Origin of the sequence: Psychroflexus curvus (genome assembly GCF_020164585.1) — a bacterium.
In the GTDB taxonomy this organism is placed as follows: domain Bacteria; phylum Bacteroidota; class Bacteroidia; order Flavobacteriales; family Flavobacteriaceae; genus Psychroflexus; species Psychroflexus curvus.
In genome coordinates this window covers 168,867-187,114 of sequence record NZ_JAIQZF010000001.1, presented here as the reverse complement: position 1 = coordinate 187,114, position 18,248 = coordinate 168,867, and the positions used below count along the sequence as shown (strand labels likewise).

The following is an 18,248-nucleotide window of genomic DNA, read 5'->3' as shown; positions in this document are numbered from 1 at the left end:
TCTTAGTATTTAAATTATAAAAGGGAGTTGAAACTGAGTTTCAACTCCCTTTTATAATTCAGAATAATAATCAGGGTCTCTCCCGGGTATCTGCGATATAACTTATTTTCCAGCCATCATCAGTTTTTAGTAAGGTGATGACATTGGTTCCTGAATGTGAAAGTTTATCATTGACATAAAATAGGTAGGGCAAGGTATATTGAGCTAAATGTTCTTTGACTATGGCTTCTGTTGATGTTATCTTTTCAAAAATAGTAGTCTCTTTGGGAATGGATTTTATGCCTTCAATAAAACCCTGTTTGCTCTGGGAGGTGAGCACCATATCCTTACCAAGAGATAAAGAATGAAGTTTCATATCTTCTAGACATAAATCATTCAATAGGTCAGGATTTTTAGAATTCAACGCCTCAAAAAAAGAATTGACGACGTCGTTTGAAGTTTGAGCATTGATTGGCCAAAAGCAGAAACATAGAAAAGTAGCAATAAATGTAGCTTTTTTCATAAATTTTAGTTTTAGTGTTATTCGATTTTTAAGCTAAGGTATTTATATTGTCATATCTATGGCTGATATGGTCTTAAATTTTTTAAACTTAAATAAGAAAATTATAGTTTTAGAAAGAGATTGAAAAGACAATCCTGATGATTTACTCTCAATACTAAAAACCATGGATGAAAATGAATTCTTATTGAAACTGGGGGACTATTTCTTTATGATTTTTCATTCACTTCTGATATTGTTTAATCTTTTTGCCTGGTTATACAAACCACTGCTAAGATGGCACCTTGCGGTCTTAGCTTTGACATTTGCTTCCTGGGGCATTTTAGGAATCTGGTACGGACTTGGATATTGTCCCGTTACAGACTGGCATTTTAATATTTTGAAAGCCTTAGGAGTTACTGACCTTCCTCAATCTTATATCAGCTACCTTTTACAAAGGCTTTTCGATTTACATTTAGCCGATGATGTGGTCGTTGGACTTACTTTAGGGTGTTCACTGGCAGCTCTCATCCTATCCGTTTATCTAAATTTTTTCAGGAAGAAAAGACATTAAGCTAAAGATAACTAGTCAGTTTTCAGATGATTATGTTATGACAAAGCCTTCAGTCTTTCGGATTGATGATTAAATTAAAATTATTCAAAGGAGCTATCCCTCAGGACGCTGGTTAAAATGAAAGCAAACTATCAAGTTGGATATCGTAAAAATTTAAAGTTGCTGCAAGCAAAATCAATTTAAAACATAAAAGGTGTTGTGAAGATGAATTATTGCTTATATGACCTGTCTCAGCTCTAAGTTAACCAGCTCAAATCATATGATTTTCAGGAGCTGAGTTTAAAGTTTATTTTAAGATCTCGAGTAAATCCTCCCAGGCTTTTTGTCTGGCTGATTTGTTTTCTGAAGAGGCATTGGGTTGGGCACCACTTCTCATAAAGCCATGACCTCCACCCTCGTATATATTGTAAGCATAGAATTTACCCAGAGTATTCATGTGTTTTTCGGTTTCTGGAATTGTCGAATTGACCCTTGCATCATTTCCGCCATAAAACCCGTATACAGGCAACTCTATTTTGACCAACTCCTTTTCTGCTGGTGCAGTTCCATAAAATACAAAGGCTTCCTTAAGATCTGGATTGTGAGTAGCATACTTAAAACTTTGGGAGCCACCCCAGCAAAATCCAATGACAGAAACTTCTCCAGTTCCAGCATCTATGGATTTGGCATACTCAAAAGCAGTATCTAAATCTGAAATAACCTGTTGAGAATCTAAGTTATAAATAGCTGTTCGTGCGGCATCCGAATTTTCAAAATCACTTGTTTTTGAAATCTCCTCTGAAGTATTTGACAACAAATCTGGAGCTACAGCGATAAATCCTTTTTCTGCAAGTTCGTCAGCAAAACGTCTGGCCCAATCGTTAAGGCCCCGGTTTTCATGAATAACGATCAAGACTTTAGCTTTATCCGACACTTCAGGATAAACAACAAAGTTGTGTAAAATTCTTCCATTGCTTTCTAGCTCCACCCATTCGTGATGTCTGGGAGATTGTTCTAGAACTTCTAAATCGGTTTGTGAGAAAGCAGAAACAGTGAGCATGAAGATTAGCAGAGTGATTAGTGATTTCATTTGGATAAGATTTAGGATACTCTAAAGGTATTGCATTTTCTATTTGCATTAACACTTTAATGAAAATAAAACCATAACTGAAGACTCCCCAGAGCTATGACCAAAGCAAGGCCATAACTCAGCAGAGTACCAATAAGAACGTATTCTGTAAGTTTTCTGTCTTTTGATTTAGATAAATCACTAAATCGAAAAATAGATTTAGCAGCTATCAGGAAACCAATGCCAGCCCAATACTCTAAAAACACAAATCCAAAAATAAATAAGCGTTCTAACATCCCAATATACCAGCCGGCTTTTTCTAAAGCTTCACCTTCAAAATCGAGAAGATCCCATTTTGAAAGTACTATTTTCATAATTACCCCAGAAACATAAGTGATAAGCACAAAGGCTAAAACAAGAATCAGCCACTTATCTTGAAACTTTAAAGAATAAGTCCAGTCTATATTGAAATAAAATCCAAGAGCCATAAAAATAACTAACAGATGCAAAGCTTGATCTGCAAAAAAGAGATAAATGGAAGAGACCTGATTTTTTAGTTTTATTTTCAGAAGGTCTATGACAAGATGACTAATGCCTATGCCTGTAATTACGGGCATTATACTTAGCTTGAAGCCAGTAAATAAAAACATGAGTGAGAAATGAATTCCAATGTGGAACCAAAAATATGCTGACCCTGCTCCTTTTCGTTCTTTACTCAGTACCCATTTATAGGGCTGAAGAACAAAATCACCCAAAAAATGGGCAAGTAATAGTTTCAGCAGAGTGCTTATCATGGCTTCACGATTAAGTTGTTATAATAGTTCAGTAACTTTAGAATTTCCTTATAGCCTGTTTTTTGAAGCGTAAAACTTATTGTACTAGCCGATTTATTGAGCTTCTTAGCTATTTCTTTTTGGGTATGACCTGGATGTTTTAAGGCTGTTTTGAGGGTGACCGCGTCTACACTTGTCCATGAATTGAAAGTTAACAACCCGAGTTCCAGCATCAAATTTAAAACAGTATTGTGTTCTTTATTACCTGTTTCTATTGCTAAATTGGTAGCTTTTAGGTTTTCAAAACATTGCCCGGATCTGTAAAATGCCTCGCCTTGCTCTTCTGTTATTTTTCCTGTGGATCCATTAGATTCCCCTATCCCTATAGCCATTCTGACGTCAAGGGAATTGTATTCTTTAATACTGGCTTTTATATAAAAACAAGCCTCTAAACTCTTTTCAATATTTGTTTTAAGTTGAAAACTATCGCCTCTGTAAATCTCCCAGTCTTTCAGATGATCTCCATATCGGTTTAAGGCAAGTTTCAAAGATTCCAGCCAGTCCGAATTTGAACCTTCTCTGGAATTAACGATGTCTCCTGTAATAATAGCTGTTATAACCATGTTCACTTTAAATATTTGACTAATGTATCAAATCATGTAATATTCGACTCTAAAGCCGAATTTTTAAATATTCGACTCTAACATCGAATTATCAAGTATTCGATGTTTACATCGAATTAAAATCTGAAACAATTACCAAAGAATTGTGATGTAAAAATAGCCAAAATGAAGTTAACTCTCTCTATTTTCGCAACTTATACCTTTTCCATGAAAATTAAATATTCGGCTCTATTTTTACTATTTACGTTTATTTCTCATTCACAGTCTGTGTTTGATGAAGACCAAGTTATAGAGAAGACCATGTCTCAACGCTGGGAACTGGACGATGAGGATAAAAATGGATCCTTTAAACTTACTTTTTACAAACCTATTTATGTGTTACCTGTAAGATGGTCCAGTAATCCCAATAAATTGCCTCAGAGTGAAAATCCTGACAATAGTTTTGAGAAGGCTCAAAATTATAACAATGTTGAAACCAAGTTTCAACTGAGTATTAAAACCAAGCTAGTCCAGTCTTTTTTATTTGGACATGGTGATATTTGGCTGGGATTTACACAACTAGCCAATTGGCAAATCTACAATGACCCGCTTTCAAGGCCTTTTCGTGAATTGAATTACGAACCGGAAGTCATCGTAAATTTTCCGATGAAAGTGAATCTATTTGGAATTGATTTGAGAATGGCTGGAATAGCTTTGAATCACCAATCCAATGGAAGGGATTTACCAAGATCGAGGAGCTGGAATAGGATTATGTTTCATGCAGCTTTTGAGAAAGATAATTTTCAACTGTATTTAAAACCCTGGATAAGAATTGAGAGTTCAGATAAAGATGATAATCCTGCTATAAGTGATTATATTGGACGAATGGAAGCTAATGTTATTTATAATTTTGGCAAACATAGCCTCTATGTGATTGGCAAAAACGCTTTAGATTTTGATAAAAACAGAGGCAGCCTGGAAATCAATTATTTATACTCTGTAAAATCCAACCTTAGATTTCATTTTCAAGCTTTTACGGGCTACGGCGAAACTTTAATTGATTACAATCACTATCAAACCACTTTTGGCCTGGGCATTTCTTTTATAGACTGGTAGAAAACAGGACGTTAACATGTATCTGATTCAGATGGAATTTCCAAACCTGTTCATGTTTATAGTTTAAATCAAGCATTTATCCGTCAATTTAAAATTCAAAAATGCCGTGTAGCTTATAAAGCGTACCTTTGCAAATTAATAAAGAAATGACCTGAATCTAATTAGTGTCATTTCATAAACACTTTTTATGTCATTTAAGTCATTAGGACTCTCAGAATCCCTTGTAAAAGCGGTAAGCGAACAAGGTTACGACACCCCAACACCCATTCAAGCCAAAGCGATTCCTCCAGTATTGGAAGGAAAGGACGTCCTTGCCTCGGCACAAACAGGAACAGGTAAAACCGCTGGTTTTACTTTACCTCTACTCGATATTTTATCCCAGACGCCTCCGTTACGCAATAGACCAATCCGAGCTTTGATTCTAACTCCCACCCGGGAATTGGCGGCTCAGGTTCATCAAAATGTGAAAGATTATAGCAAATTTGTGGATTTAAGATCCACTGTTATTTTTGGCGGTGTCAATCAAAAATCCCAGGTATCTACCATCAGAAACGGAGTTGATATTCTAATTGCTACACCTGGTCGACTTCTCGATTTGAACAATCAAGGTCTACTTTCACTTAGCAAAGTTGAAATTCTGGTACTCGATGAAGCCGACCGTATGCTGGACATGGGCTTTTTGAGAGATATCAAAAAAATCATGGGACTTATCCCAAAACAAAGACAAACTCTATTGTTTTCGGCAACCTTTTCAAAAGATATCCGAAAATTAGCCAATGAGTTTTTAAAGAATCCTGTTTCAGTAGAATCTACTCCAGAAAATACGACTGTGGAAGCTATCGAACAGCAAGTCTATCGTGTGGCTAAGGAGAAAAAAACAGATTTGCTTATCAAACTTATTTCTGAAGGAAACTGGGAACAGGTATTGGTATTTTCGAGAACTAAACACGGTGCTAACAAACTGGCTAAAAAACTGGAAGCTGCAAAAATTGGAGCAGCGGCTATTCATGGTAATAAAAGTCAGGGCGCAAGAACCAAAGCCCTTGCAGGATTTAAAAGCGGGTCTGTAAAAGTTTTGGTAGCCACCGACATTGCTTCGCGAGGACTAGATATTCCTCTACTGCCTTATGTGGTGAATTTCGAATTACCAAATATTTCTGAAGATTATGTTCACCGAATTGGAAGAACAGGACGAGCCGGTGCCAGCGGACTTGCTATTTCTCTTGTGAGTGCAGATGAAACTGTGTTTTTGAAAGACATCGAGAAGCTGATTGGTTCTAAAATTCCGATGGACATTTTGGAAGGCTTTGAGCCAGACCCAAATGCATCGACAAAGCCTTTCAATCCACAGCAAAGAGGTAAAAAACCTCGAAATTCTTCGAATTCGAGACCATCTTCTGGAAATAAATCAAGAAATACGAGAACAAATTCCAGCAACTCAAGACGCTAAACCCAAAGGCTGTGGAAACACAAAAGAATAACCCCTTACACGGCATCACTTTGGAGCAAATCCTGGTGGATCTTGAAGCTTTTTATGGATGGAAAGGCCTTGGAGAACGAATTAATATCCGTTGCTTCAAAGAAAATCCATCCATAAAATCAAGCTTAAAATTTTTGCGAAAAACACCCTGGGCCAGAACTAAAGTGGAACAGTTGTATATCAGATTTCAAAGAGAAATTAATGGCTAATTCAGCAGCAGAACATTGGCTTAGAGGACCTGTTGAAGGTATTCCTGCATTACTGCAACCTGCAGCTCATGCCTTTTTGCAAACCAAGCTAGAAGCTCATCGATACACTAATAATTTTGATGAAAACAAACTTTGGAAAACTCCTTTTGGTAGAGCGAGTATTGGCTTTCATTTACAGCACATCACTGGTGTGATTGACAGGATGCTAACTTATGCTCAACAAAAACAACTTTCTGAGACTCAATTTAAATATTTAAAGAAGGAAGGAAAAGCTAATGATGAAGTCACTTTAGCGGTTTTATTGATAAATCTGGATGCAAAAGTCAATGAAGCCCTGCTCTATTTTGAAACTTTAAACGATGCAGATTTAACCGAATTTCGTCCGGTTGGAAGAAAAAAACTTCCCTCAACATGGATTGGTGTTTTATTCCATGCCGCAGAACATAGTCAGCGGCATAGTGGTCAGTTAATGGTAACAGTAAGTGCTTTAAACAACTAGAATATTCTTCAAAATTTAATTTTATCTAAGGTAAATTCAAAAGAACTTATTTCGATTTCTGTTTCAATTGAAGTCCGTAAAGGAAATTTCTTAAATACTGGTCCATCAATTCTCTGTACTGAGGTTGTGTGGGGCGACGCATAAAGGAACTTAATTCGTGCTTACTTACCTTCTTTCCTGCCAGTTGAAATAACTCAATAATGTCTTCAGATTTCAATTCATAAGCGATTTTGAGTTTTTTCAAAACATCATTATTATTTAAGAAAGCTTCGTTTTCTATAGTTTTTCCATCTTGCTTTCCTCTGTTAGCAAGGATTAGACCATTCAGGAAAGCAGCTAACTTGGTATCTTCGAGCTCTACAAAAGCCTCATCCTCATCGCTTTTTAACCAGTCGCTCACCTCGGCTCTGGTGACCTCTACCCCTGCCAGTTTAAAAAAGGACATCATTTTTGAATCGGTATATTCAAAAGTGTAGCGGAGTCTTCGTAAAACATCGTTGTTGGTCATGGTTTAAAATTATAGTTCAAAAATAATGAAGCCAGCTGAAGAATAACTGGTAATTCTAAAAAATAACAAACTAATTTATAAGCTCTTATTTTTTTGACATTTAGATTAACATTTATTAAGACTAAGCTTGACTTAAAACGAATTTGAGATGCCTCAAAAGCCTTAGATTTGTTTAAAAATAATGACCATGAAAAAAATACTTTTTGTCATCACGAGTAACGATCAACTTGGAGACACGGGAAATAAGACAGGATTTTGGATTGAAGAATTTGCAGCTCCTTATTACAAATTGAAAGATGCAGGTTTTGAACTCACTTTAGTATCTCCAAAAGGTGGTCAGCCACCTATCGATCCAAATTCTGAAACCGAAGATGCTCAAACCAAAGCCACCGAACGTTTTGACCTGGATAAAGAAGCTCAGACGTTGTTGGCAAATACACATAAGCTAAGCGATGTTCATGAATCTGATTTTGATGCTGTTTTTTATCCGGGAGGCCACGGCGTGCTGTGGGATCTTGTAGAAGATAAAACATCAATCAAACTTATAGAAGATTTCAATGCCAATAAGAAGCCTATTGCATTTGTTTGTCACGCTCCAGCAGTCCTAAAACACCCTAAAACCGCGGATGGCAAACCATTGGTAGAAGGTAAAAAAGTAACAGGTTTCACCAATCAAGAGGAAGATGCTGTCCAATTGACTAATGTTGTACCGTTTTTACTGGAAGATATGTTGATTAAAAACGGTGGAGTTTACACTAAAATTCAGGACTGGCATCCCTACGCCGTAAAAGATGGTAATTTGATCACCGGTCAAAATCCAGCTTCCTCTGAAAAAGTTGCTGACTTACTAGCCAAACAGCTAAATCAATAATTTCAAATCAAATTTTAGTCCTCTAAAGCCTTCTTGTTGAAGGCTTTTTTTTGTGTCTTAGTACTCATAAGCACTTTCAAACTTAGGATATTCCTTACCTTTGTTATTTACTTTAAATTATGTCCGCTCAACCCCATTATACAGATATACGAGTTAATCCTGAAGTTGCCCATCAACCTGAGGATTTAAAACTAGCTCTAGCCAAACACATAGCTATTTCAACAAAAGAACTTTCAGAATTTAAAATTGTGAAGCGGTCTATCGATGCCCGGGCAAGACAAATTAAATATCAGCTGAGAATCGCCTATTTCCTGAAGGATGAATCCGTCAACTGGCCAGAATTTGAAGAGAAAAAATACCAGAACGTCAACGAAGACAACCCAAGGGTCCTCGTTATAGGCAGTGGTCCTGCCGGGCTTTTTGCAGCGCTGAAACTCCTCGAACAAGGCCTCAAACCTATTGTGATCGAACGCGGCAAAGACGTAAGAGCCAGACGACGGGATTTGGCCAAAATCAACAAAGAGCATCTGGTCAACTCAGAATCCAATTACTGTTTTGGCGAAGGCGGTGCCGGCACCTATTCTGATGGAAAGCTTTACACTCGTTCTGGCAACAAAAAGACCATCAAAAAGATACTTCACACTTTTGTTGAACACGGAGCAAGTGAAGATATACTGGTAGATGCACATCCACATATTGGTACCAATAAACTACCAGATATCATTACCAAGATGAGGGAAACCATCCTGGACTTTGGAGGAGAACTGCATTTTGAAACCAAACTCACAGATTTCATAAGTAAGGAAAATCAACTCATTGGTATTGAAGTCAATGGTGATAAAGAAATCTATGCTGAAGCCTGTATTCTGGCCACCGGACATTCCGCAAGAGATATTTTTTATTTATTGCATGAGAAAAAAATTCAGATTGAGTTTAAAACGTTTGCTATGGGCGTTCGCGTGGAGCATCCCCAGTCCCTAATCGATGAAATACAGTACAAGACTCCTGAACGCGGCGACTATTTACCGCCATCGGCTTACAGTCTTGTGGAACAAGTGGATAACAAAGGTGTGTATTCCTTTTGCATGTGTCCAGGTGGAATTATAGCTCCCTGCGCGACAACGCCCGGAGAAGTGGTGACCAATGGCTGGTCGCCTTCCAAACGGAACAACCCCTACGCCAATTCAGGCATTGTCGTGACCATCGATGATGAGGAATTGGCCGATTTTGAAAGTTACGGAGCCTTAAAGGGCTTGAAGTTTCAGGAAGCTATCGAAAAAAAATGCTGGCAACTCGCTGGGGAAACGCAAAGAGTTCCTGCGCAACGACTTCAGGATTTCATTTCCAAACGTAAGTCAACTTCCATTCCCAAAAATTCGTATCAGCCAGGAACAACTTCAGTAGAAATGGACTTGATTTTCCCTAGGGCGATGACCAAAAGGCTTCGTGAAGGTTTTGAAAAATTCACCCAAAAAATGAAAGGCTTTAATCATCCCGATGCCGTTATCCTTGCTCCAGAGTCTCGAACCTCTTCTCCTGTAAGAATTCCGAGAGATGTAGAAAGCCTGGAACATCCCGAGCTTAAAGGTTTATTTCCCTGCGGTGAAGGCGCTGGTTATGCCGGGGGAATTGTTTCTGCAGCCATCGATGGGGAGCGCTGCGCCGAAGCGGTTGCAAAGCTTTTGTCTTAAACCCCGGCTCGTACATCATCATAAAAAAACTGCCCGTCGAAAGACAGGCAGTTTTCAAGAATTCAAATTCAGCTAATTAATCGGCCTGATAAATTTCTAAAACTCTGGCAGAAGGATCTTTGACGTCTCCACACCATTTTGGCAACCACTGGTAAGGCGTCAATTGGAAATGGGAACCGTATGTCTTTTCAAAGGTCTTTAAGTAAAAGAAAGCTTCTTTGGAAGGTGGCTCCGGGGAGTATTTGAACTTTTCAGATTGAAACGCTTCATCGGTCACCAAGGTTTCGATGTAGTCTTTAATGACCTGGCTCCACGACTTCTGCTTGCTGCTCACACTATCCGAAAATCCGTTTTTACGTCTCCATAAAACTTCACTTGGAATCAAATCTTCCCCTTCAAAAGCTTTTCTGATCAGGTATTTTTCGATTTTTTGATCTGAAAACATTCTCAGTTCCGGAGGAATTGACATAAAGAATTTCACAAAAGCTTTATCGGCAAAAGGAACTCTGGCTTCCAAACCTGCATTGGAAATCGATCTGTCGCCTCGTTTCATGTCAAAAAACTGAATATCTTTTAATAATCTTATAGACTCTTGCTGAAAGCTGTCAGAATCTGGTGCATTTTGAAAATATAGGTAAGAACCAAATTCATCTGCTGTTTCTCCAGAAAATAGAACTTTCACGTCTGAATGATCTCTCACGTATTTAGCAACCAGTTGATGTCCAACCGAAGCTCTTATCGTCGTCACGTCGAAGCTTCCCAACATATAAACCGTATGTTCCAGTTCATCCAGGAAATCCTGTTCTGTGCATACGATGCTGTGGTGCTTGCTGCCAATATGGTCTGCAACTTTCTGAGCGGCTGTAATGTCTGGACTTCCTTCCATACCAATCGAAAAGGTCTCCAGTTGTTTTCCTTTTTCTTTGAGTTTTCTCGCCAAAATTCCTGCGACCAGACTACTGTCCAATCCGCCACTGAGTAAGCATCCAAGAGGTCTTTCACTCATCATTCGCTTCTCTACAGATTCAGTAAGAAGTGTATTGATTTTTTGACAATATTCTTCTTCTGTATATGATGTAGTTTCGTAATCGTGAGTAAAATAAGGAACAACTTGATCTGTATAAGAGTTCCAGTGATGTCCTGGAGGAAATTGATTAAGGTGTTTGGTAAAAGCAATAGCTTTACTTTCTGAAGCAAAATAAATTTCGGAGTCTTCATACCCCATATACATGCCTCTGACTCCAAGATGGTCTCTGGCGGCGATGTATAAATCTTTAGCTTCATCATAAAGAACAAAAGCAAACTCACCATCTATCTCCTGAAGCATTTGCTTTTCTCCTATTAAATTATACAAATCGATAAGGATTTCACAGTCAGAACCCGTTTCCAAAGTGATGTCGTATTTTGCTGCAAGTTCCTGATAGTTGAATATTTCTGCATTAGCCACCAACCAGACTCCATTTTTATACATAGGCTGATTACCCTTTGGTGTTAAACCATTAATGGCTAAACGATGAAAACCAAAATAGGTGTTTTCCTTAATACTTTTAAAGTCTGAGGCATCTGGTCCACGATGTTTGATTTTCATGAACTCATCAATTAAAAACTGACTTGACTTTGCACTTTCGATGGCTACAAATATTCCACACATGATACTATGATTTTAATTATATGAAGCAAATAAGGCATATTACTTAATATAAAACAATACTTAAGCTCAAAATATTAAAAATAAGTTTTAAATTAGCTATTTACTAAAAATAATAAAGATGATAGACCAAACTGACAGGAAAATCTTAAACATTTTAAGTAAGGATGCCAAAGCCTCTTTGAAACAACTTGGAAGTGAGTGCAATATGAGCCCGACAGCGGTTCACCTGCGGCTTAAAAAGCTTGAAGACCAGAAAATCATTACAGGATCCAAGAGTTTAATCGATACTTACCAGCTGGGGTATCAGACCCAAAGTTTTATCGGAATCTATTTCAATAAAGCCAATATTTACAGAACGGTAAGTAAAGCCCTACTTGAAATTGATGAAGTTGTGGAATGCAATTATACAACAGGTAATTTTTCCTTACTGATCAAAGTGGTCTGCAGGGATAATAAGCATCTTACGGAAGTTTTAAGTAATAAAATCCAAACCATAGATGGTGTAGCACGAACGGAAACCTTTATTTGTCTGGAACAAACCTTTACAAGAGAAATTGAATTTTAGGCATTCCGTTGTAAAAACTTGTTTCGGATAATTTGATCTACAGGTAGGTTAGCAATTTTACTTTCCAACCAGGAAATGATATCCAGGTATAAGAATGCCCTGCGTTCATAAGGGTCATTTTCATATTTTTTCAACTTCATAAGCACAGTTTCAAAAGCCTCTTTGACATCGTGTGGATAGATGTCTGGTAATTGTTTCAAAAAGGTGATGATTTCCGTTTGGACTTCGTTAAGCTCATTCATTTTCATCAGAAACTTGTATGTACTCCTCAACTGGGTTTCCAAATGATAATCCATACCTGCATCATAGTGAGCAAAAAGACTTAAAATCCTTGAAAAACACATCAAATCTTCTCGCATGCTTAAAGATTTGTTGTTGATGATATAATTTAAAAACCGAATGCATTCCTTATTATTTCCTACACAAAAATACAAACTGGCTATTTTGTAATAAAACACCATGACATGATGCTCATCGATTCTATTTTTGAAGCGTTTGATACCTTTCAAAATACCATCCACAAGAGCAAGTCCGTCATCAAAAAGCCCTTTCATAAAACATAAGTTCAACTTATCGGTATTCAGGTATAAAAACACAAGTCCCTCAATATTGTCATCTTTTGGAAAAGATTTGTCCTGAATATTCGCCTCCAAATCCTGCATTACCAGTTCAAACCTTTTGTGGTCCTGAATAAAGAACAAGGACTCCAATAAATATTGGTTCCCTTTAAGATACCAAACGGGATTGAGAGAAATCATTTTTGGAAAATCTTGAAATAATTCTACCCATTTTTTTGAATATTTATAACATGAAGTAAAATCCTGAACCAAAAAACTTAACCATAAATAAGAATTGTAAAGCCACAGCTTTTCTCTAAATCCTAAATCTTTGAAATCAAATTCTGGCAGATTGGCATTAAAATAACTTAGAATTTCAGATTTCTCTTCATCACTTTTTACATAACCAGATTTTAATATGATGCTGTAAAGTTTAAGTGACAAATTGGAAAGCCCACCTGCTATTCTATTGAGTTCGCTTACTGAGTTTGACTGTTTGATGAGGTCATCGGCACGAGTTTTAATACTTCGTGTTATATATTGCGACTCAATGAGCTTTTCTAATTCTAGAATTTCGTAAACAAGATTTTTTTCTTCGTGAATAAAAGCTAATTCTTTGGCTTTATCCAGGATTTTCAGGCTTTGCTTGTAAAGTCCTTTATGGTATAAAATAGTAGCAAATTCAGTTTGTTCTTTAACCTGAGAACGGATGTTTTGATGTAATGGATTAAGTTTTAAGCTGATTAAAATTTGCTTGTAGAGGTGAGCTTTGACATTGGCCAATTGTTGTTTTTTAACAAAGCCAGTGCTTAGGATTTCTTTCTCATTATATTTTGACGCTTTATCCAAAAAATTGAACAAGTTCAGAAATTTAGCATCTACATTTCCTTCAATTCTGCCTACATAAAGCTTGAATTGACGTTTTTCTGACTTAGTTAAGGACTTAATCAGCAAAAATAAGTTGTCTTTTTGATCTCTTATCATCAATGAATTATTTATTTATACAACTGATTTCTAGTTACTTAATTGAATTAAAAACTATTGAACATCGTAAAATCTCGGAAAATTGATTATGCAAACACCTAAGCTGTCTATAGTTTTGAATTTGAAACTTATAAATAAATTTGTTATGTCACACCAAAAAGTTGAAATTTTTGACACTTCACTAAGAGACGGAGAACAAGTTCCTGGCTGTAAACTCAATACTGAGCAAAAGCTCATAATTGCAAAAAGACTTGATGATCTGGGTGTTGACGTTATAGAAGCTGGATTTCCTATGTCAAGTCCGGGAGATTTCGAATCTGTTGTTGAAATTTCAAAACTTGTTAAGAATGCCTCTGTTTGTGGATTAAGTCGAGCTGTAAAGAATGACATCAAAATTGCTGCTGAAGCATTGACTTATGCCAAAAAACCGAGAATACATACCGGAATAGGCACCTCAGACTCACACATAAAATATAAATTCAAATCCAACAGAGAGGAAATTATTGAACGAGCGTATGACGCAGTGAAATACGCCAAAAGCTTTGTAGAAGATGTGGAATTTTATGCTGAAGATGCTGGCCGAACAGACAACGCCTATCTTGCTAAAGTTTGTGAAACTGCTATAAAAGCAGGTGCAACTGTGTTGAATATTCCTGATACAACAGGGTATTGCCTACCTTCAGAGTACGGTGCTAAAATAAAGTACCTAAAAGAAAATGTAAAAGGTATAGATAAAGCTGTTATTTCTTGTCATTGCCACAATGACCTGGGTCTGGCAACTGCCAATTCTATTGAAGCCATAATCAATGGTGCCAGACAAGTAGAATGTACCATCAACGGTATCGGAGAACGTGCCGGAAATACCGCCTTGGAGGAGGTGGTGATGATTTTGAAACAACATCCTTATCTGAATTTTGACACCAATATCAACACAAAACATCTGTTTGCTATCAGTCAATTGATTTCTCAACACATGGGAATTTATCCTCAACCCAATAAGGCTATAGTAGGAGCTAACGCTTTTGCTCATAGTTCTGGCATACATCAGGACGGGGTCATCAAAAGACGAGATACCTACGAAATTATTGACCCAGCAGATGTTGGCGTAACTGAATCGGCTATTGTACTTACGGCCAGAAGCGGACGTGCCGCACTGGCCTATAAAGCCAAGAATGTGGGTTATAATTTAACTAAACTACAATTGGATGAAGTGTATCTTAACTTCTTAAATTTTGCAGATCAGCGCAAAGAAGTAAACGACAACGACATTCATCAAATCATTGAAACCAGCAGAGTTTATCGAGAAATAAAATCAGCTTAAGCCAAAACACGTTTTATGAGTAAAACCTTATTTGATAAAGTTTGGGACGCCCATGTGGTTCATACCATAGAAAATGGTCCGCAAATCTTATATATAGACAAGCACCTGATACACGAGGTGACCAGTCCGCAGGCCTTTAAAGAACTGGAACTAAGAGAGGTTCCTCTCTTTAGACCTGAGCAGGTGGTGGCTACAGCAGATCATAATACCCCTACGAAAAATCAGCATCTGCCTATTAAAGATGAATTATCTCGAAAGCAACTGACCCAGCTTTCAGAAAATTGTGAGAAGAATGGGATTCAATTGTATGAATTGGGTCATAAATACAATGGTATCGTGCACGTCATGGCTCCAGAGCTAGGCATCACCCAGCCTGGAATGTCTATTGTTTGTGGCGATTCTCACACCTCTACCCATGGTGCTTTTGGAACCATTGCTTTTGGAATAGGCACAAGTCAGGTCGCGCAGGTGTTTGCAAGTCAGTGTTTACTGCTTACAAAGCCTAAAAGCATGAGAATTAGCGTCAATGGAAAATTAAGAAAAGGGGTGTTACCTAAAGACGTGATCTTATATATCATTTCAAAAATTGGCACCAATGCTGGAACAGGTTACTTCTGCGAGTATGCCGGGGATGTGTTTGAAAACATGTCCATGGAAGGACGAATGACCGTTTGCAATATGAGTATTGAAATGGGAGCTCGTGGCGGAATGATCGCACCAGACCAGACTACTTTTGATTATGTAAAAGGAAGAAAGTTTGCTCCTAAAGGTGATGAATGGGAATCTAAACTTGAGTACTGGAAGAGTTTAACAACCGATGCAACTGCTGAATTTGATAAAGAATACGTTTTTGAAGCTGACGATATTGAACCGATGATCACCTTTGGCACCAATCCAGGTATGGGTATAAAAGTGAGTGAATACATTCCCAATCGGGATGATGCTTCCTTTGAAAAATCATTGAAGTATATGGATTTTGAAAAAGGAGAATCCCTGATTCACAAACCGATAAATTACGTGTTTATAGGAAGCTGCACCAATTCCAGAATTGAAGACTTTAGAGTAGCAGCTGAATTTGTTAAAGGCAAGAAAAAAGCTGAAAACGTTATAGCCTGGCTGGTTCCAGGAAGCAAGCAGGTTGAACAACAAATTGAAGCTGAAGGCTTGAAAGCCATCTTTACGGAGGCCGGATTTGAATTACGCCAGCCCGGATGCAGTGCCTGCCTGGCCATGAATGACGATAAAATTCCAGCCGGAGAATACTGCGTATCGACCTCCAACAGAAATTTTGAGGGAAGACAGGGACAGGGTTCCAGAACATTACTGGCCAGTCCGCTTTTGGCAGCGGCGACAGCAATAGAGGGAAAGATAGTAGACATAACAAAACATTTGAACTAAGATGGAGAAATTTATAAGCCTGAGCTCAACAGCTGTGCCACTGCCACAGGAAAATATAGACACAGACCAGATTATTCCTGCGCGTTTTTTAAAAGCTACCAGTCGTGAGGGTTTTGGAGAGAACCTCTTTAGAGACTGGAGGTACCATAAAGACGGTAGATTGAATGAAGATTTTGTTTTAAATGATAATCGCTACGCCGGAGAGGTTTTGATTGCTGGCCACAACTTCGGATGTGGATCCAGTCGTGAACACGCCGCCTGGGCACTAAGCGATTATGGTTTTAAAGTGATTGTCTCGAGTTTTTTTGCTGATATTTTTAAAGGAAATGCCCTCAACAATGGTGTGTTACCAGTGCAAGTCAGTCCAGCATTTCTAGACACTTTACTGAACACGGTTCAAAAACAGCCTGAAACTAAAATTGAAGTCAACCTGGAAGACCAGTATATTAAAGTTGAATCTTCAGGTGATAAAGCACATTTTGAAATAGATAGTTACAAAAAAACCTGTCTTATGAATGGATACGATGACATTGATTTCTTATTGAGTAAAAGGGCTGAAATTAAACTGTTCGAAAAACAACAAGAATTAGCACGCGTTAGCGATTGAACGGTTTGTTTGAGCTCTTTTTTCTTCTTTTTCTGAAGAAAAAAAGCGAGTAGTGAAAGCGCGACCCCTCCCCATCCCCAAAGCTTTGGGGGTGGGGAGGGGTAACGCTCAAATAATAATTTAGATTTAATACATCTTTACATATGAAATTAAACATTGCAGTATTGCCCGGAGACGGGATTGGACCGGAAGTCACAGAACAAGCTATGAAGGCACTGAACGCAATAGCTTTTGAATTTGATCATCAATTTTCTTTCAAGCAGGCAGATGTTGGAGCCATTGCCATAGACAAAACAGGGTCTCCCCTGCCCGACGAGACGTTGGAACTTTGTAAAAGCAGTGATGCGATATTATTTGGCGCTATTGGCGATCCCAAATACGATAATGCGGAAGGCGATGTACGTCCCGAACAGGGCTTGCTAAAGCTGAGAAAAGAATTGAGCCTGTTTGCTAACATTAGACCTATAAGGGCTTTTGAAGCTTTACTGGATTTTTCACCCTTGAAAAGACCTATCATTAAAGGCGTAGATATAAGCATTTACAGAGAGCTGACTGGTGGAATTTATTTCGGAAAAAAGGAAACTGCCGAGGATGGCAGTTATGCTTCTGACCTTTGTGAGTATTCAACACCTGAAATTGAGCGCATTGCTCATCTGGCTTTTAAAGCGGCGATAGGAAGACGAAAAAAAGTGACCTTGATCGATAAGGCCAATGTGTTGGATACGTCTCGTTTATGGCGTAAAACCGTTACTGAATTGGCTAAGTCTTATCCTGAAGTCACTTTGGATTTTCTATATGTGGATAATGCCGCGATGCAAATGATCTTAAACCCTAAGCAATTTGATGTGATCCTGACCGAAAATATGTTTGGTGATATTATAAGTGATGAAGCCAGTGTAATTGGTGGCTCCATTGGCCTTTTGCCTTCAGCTTCGGTTGGAGCGAAACACGCCTTATTTGAGCCAATACATGGATCGTATCCCCAGGCGACGGGCAAAGGGATTGCCAATCCAATTGCTGCTATTCTTTCTGCAGCTATGCTCATGGAACATTTTGGATTATATGATGAAGCGGAAATGATTAAGGAAGGTGTTGAAAAATCGCTAAAACTCGGTATTACCACGCCAGATCTTGGTGTCAAACATGAACGTATTACCACCTCTAAAGTTGGTGATTTCGTCGCTGATTTTATAAGTAATCCATCAGATTCCAATCATAATTTTTCTAATATTCATATCGGGCAATCGACCATTATTTAGAACTTGATTTACATTTATTAACACAAAACACCAGCTTGAAACCTTCAAGTCTGGTGT

General features: G+C 37.9%; 19 protein-coding genes. 12 read left to right on the top strand and 7 right to left on the bottom strand.

Going from position 1 to position 18,248, the window contains the following annotated elements:
• Nucleotides 1–70: 70 nt before the first annotated feature.
• The gene (locus LB450_RS00775; protein WP_224485919.1) at nucleotides 71–502 is read right to left on the bottom strand and encodes a nuclear transport factor 2 family protein; all 432 of its coding nucleotides are present in this window, start codon (nucleotides 500–502) and stop codon (nucleotides 71–73) included.
• A gap of 163 nt (nucleotides 503–665) precedes the next feature.
• Here LB450_RS00775 and LB450_RS00770 point away from each other — a divergent pair, with 163 nt between their 5' ends.
• Nucleotides 666–1,052, top strand: coding sequence for a DUF2784 family protein (locus LB450_RS00770; RefSeq protein WP_224485918.1), 387 nt, complete (start codon nucleotides 666–668; stop codon nucleotides 1,050–1,052).
• A gap of 286 nt (nucleotides 1,053–1,338) precedes the next feature.
• On the opposite strand, the gene LB450_RS00765 is transcribed toward LB450_RS00770, so the two are convergent.
• The 3 genes from LB450_RS00765 to LB450_RS00755 are packed head-to-tail and all read right to left on the bottom strand — an operon-like array spanning nucleotide 1,339 to nucleotide 3,496.
• On the bottom strand, nucleotides 1,339–2,121 hold the full coding sequence (locus LB450_RS00765; RefSeq protein WP_224485917.1) for a dienelactone hydrolase family protein: 783 nt from the start codon (nucleotides 2,119–2,121) through the stop codon (nucleotides 1,339–1,341).
• Between the two features lie 56 nt (nucleotides 2,122–2,177).
• Nucleotides 2,178–2,894: a DUF3307 domain-containing protein gene (locus LB450_RS00760; protein ID WP_224485916.1), complete on the bottom strand. Its 717-nt coding sequence runs from the start codon at nucleotides 2,892–2,894 to the stop codon at nucleotides 2,178–2,180.
• Nucleotides 2,891–3,496, bottom strand: a complete 606-nt coding sequence (locus tag LB450_RS00755; RefSeq protein ID WP_262902888.1) for a SatD family protein — start codon at nucleotides 3,494–3,496, stop codon at nucleotides 2,891–2,893. The genes LB450_RS00760 and LB450_RS00755 overlap by 4 nt, the downstream gene beginning before the upstream one ends.
• A 165-nt stretch (nucleotides 3,497–3,661) precedes the next feature.
• Here LB450_RS00755 and LB450_RS00750 point away from each other — a divergent pair, with 165 nt between their 5' ends.
• From LB450_RS00750 to LB450_RS00735, 4 genes are all read left to right on the top strand, one after another.
• Nucleotides 3,662–4,591 carry a phospholipase A gene (locus LB450_RS00750; RefSeq protein ID WP_224485915.1) on the top strand — a complete coding sequence of 310 codons (930 nt, stop codon included), beginning with the start codon at nucleotides 3,662–3,664 and terminating at the stop codon, nucleotides 4,589–4,591.
• Nucleotides 4,592–4,778: 187 nt separating this feature from the next.
• Nucleotides 4,779–6,041 carry a DEAD/DEAH box helicase gene (locus LB450_RS00745; RefSeq protein ID WP_224485914.1) on the top strand — a complete coding sequence of 421 codons (1,263 nt, stop codon included), beginning with the start codon at nucleotides 4,779–4,781 and terminating at the stop codon, nucleotides 6,039–6,041.
• Between the two features lie 11 nt (nucleotides 6,042–6,052).
• On the top strand, nucleotides 6,053–6,280 hold the full coding sequence (locus LB450_RS00740; protein ID WP_224485913.1) for a VF530 family protein: 228 nt from the start codon (nucleotides 6,053–6,055) through the stop codon (nucleotides 6,278–6,280).
• The gene (locus tag LB450_RS00735) at nucleotides 6,273–6,779 is read left to right on the top strand and encodes a DinB family protein (RefSeq protein WP_224485912.1); all 507 of its coding nucleotides are present in this window, start codon (nucleotides 6,273–6,275) and stop codon (nucleotides 6,777–6,779) included. The genes LB450_RS00740 and LB450_RS00735 overlap by 8 nt, the downstream gene beginning before the upstream one ends.
• Nucleotides 6,780–6,825: 46 nt before the next feature.
• Here LB450_RS00735 and LB450_RS00730 read toward each other — a convergent pair whose 3' ends face one another.
• On the bottom strand, nucleotides 6,826–7,287 hold the full coding sequence (locus LB450_RS00730; RefSeq protein ID WP_224485911.1) for a YehS family protein: 462 nt from the start codon (nucleotides 7,285–7,287) through the stop codon (nucleotides 6,826–6,828).
• A 187-nt stretch (nucleotides 7,288–7,474) separates the two neighbouring features.
• Between LB450_RS00730 and LB450_RS00725 the strand changes: the two genes are divergently transcribed.
• Together LB450_RS00725 and LB450_RS00720 are read left to right on the top strand one after the other, a co-directional pair.
• A complete protein-coding gene (locus LB450_RS00725; protein ID WP_224485909.1) occupies nucleotides 7,475–8,158 on the top strand; it encodes a type 1 glutamine amidotransferase domain-containing protein in 684 nt (227 codons plus the stop codon).
• Nucleotides 8,159–8,277: 119 nt separating this feature from the next.
• The gene (locus LB450_RS00720) at nucleotides 8,278–9,849 is read left to right on the top strand and encodes an NAD(P)/FAD-dependent oxidoreductase (RefSeq protein WP_224485908.1); all 1,572 of its coding nucleotides are present in this window, start codon (nucleotides 8,278–8,280) and stop codon (nucleotides 9,847–9,849) included.
• 76 nt (nucleotides 9,850–9,925) lie between these two features.
• Here the strand turns inward: LB450_RS00720 and LB450_RS00715 are convergent, their stop codons facing one another.
• A complete protein-coding gene (locus LB450_RS00715; RefSeq protein ID WP_224485907.1) occupies nucleotides 9,926–11,500 on the bottom strand; it encodes an asparagine synthase-related protein in 1,575 nt (524 codons plus the stop codon).
• Between the two features lie 118 nt (nucleotides 11,501–11,618).
• Between LB450_RS00715 and LB450_RS00710 the strand changes: the two genes are divergently transcribed.
• A complete protein-coding gene (locus tag LB450_RS00710; RefSeq protein WP_224485906.1) occupies nucleotides 11,619–12,065 on the top strand; it encodes an Lrp/AsnC family transcriptional regulator in 447 nt (148 codons plus the stop codon).
• Here the strand turns inward: LB450_RS00710 and LB450_RS00705 are convergent.
• A complete protein-coding gene (locus tag LB450_RS00705) occupies nucleotides 12,062–13,606 on the bottom strand; it encodes a hypothetical protein (RefSeq protein ID WP_224485905.1) in 1,545 nt (514 codons plus the stop codon). The two genes, LB450_RS00710 and LB450_RS00705, sit on opposite strands and share 4 nt — an antisense overlap.
• Nucleotides 13,607–13,751: 145 nt before the next feature.
• On the opposite strand from LB450_RS00705, the gene LB450_RS00700 reads away from it, so the two are divergent.
• The 4 genes from LB450_RS00700 (at nucleotide 13,752) to leuB (ending at nucleotide 18,191) form a co-directional block, all read left to right on the top strand.
• A complete protein-coding gene (locus LB450_RS00700) occupies nucleotides 13,752–14,927 on the top strand; it encodes a 2-isopropylmalate synthase (RefSeq protein ID WP_224485904.1) in 1,176 nt (391 codons plus the stop codon).
• A 15-nt stretch (nucleotides 14,928–14,942) separates the two neighbouring features.
• Nucleotides 14,943–16,325: a 3-isopropylmalate dehydratase large subunit gene (leuC, locus tag LB450_RS00695; protein ID WP_224485903.1), complete on the top strand. Its 1,383-nt coding sequence runs from the start codon at nucleotides 14,943–14,945 to the stop codon at nucleotides 16,323–16,325.
• 1 nt (nucleotide 16,326) lies between these two features.
• A complete protein-coding gene (gene leuD / locus LB450_RS00690) occupies nucleotides 16,327–16,932 on the top strand; it encodes a 3-isopropylmalate dehydratase small subunit (RefSeq protein ID WP_224485902.1) in 606 nt (201 codons plus the stop codon).
• A gap of 143 nt (nucleotides 16,933–17,075) precedes the next feature.
• Nucleotides 17,076–18,191 carry a 3-isopropylmalate dehydrogenase gene (leuB, locus tag LB450_RS00685; RefSeq protein ID WP_224485901.1) on the top strand — a complete coding sequence of 372 codons (1,116 nt, stop codon included), beginning with the start codon at nucleotides 17,076–17,078 and terminating at the stop codon, nucleotides 18,189–18,191.
• The last annotated feature ends 57 nt before the right edge of the window (nucleotides 18,192–18,248 follow it).